The sequence below is a fragment of the Zoogloea sp. LCSB751 genome (genome assembly GCF_002028455.1).
In the GTDB taxonomy this organism is placed as follows: Bacteria; Pseudomonadota; Gammaproteobacteria; order Burkholderiales; family Rhodocyclaceae; genus Zoogloea.
In genome coordinates this window covers 1-229 of record NZ_MWUM01000722.1, presented here as the reverse complement: position 1 = coordinate 229, position 229 = coordinate 1, and the positions used below count along the sequence as shown (strand labels likewise).

General features: G+C 66.4%; 1 pseudogene. It reads left to right on the top strand.

The annotated features are described in order from the left end of the window. Positions 1-229, top strand: a pseudogene (locus B4920_RS28330) (amidohydrolase family protein); the annotation flags it as partial.

Genomic DNA, 229 nt, shown 5'->3' with positions numbered 1-229 from the left:
TTCACCACGGTGGCGGCAACCAGGGCGGCCAACGACATGCTGATGCGCGGCTTCACCAGTGCCCGTGATCTCGGCGGCCCCGTGTTCGGCCTCAAGAAGGGGATCGACATGGGGTTGATCAATGGACCGCGTATCTGGCCGGCCGGCGCCATGATCTCCCAGTCCGGTGGCCACGGCGACTTCCGCCTGCCCAACGAACTGCCGGCGCTGGCGGGACAATACTCCTTCG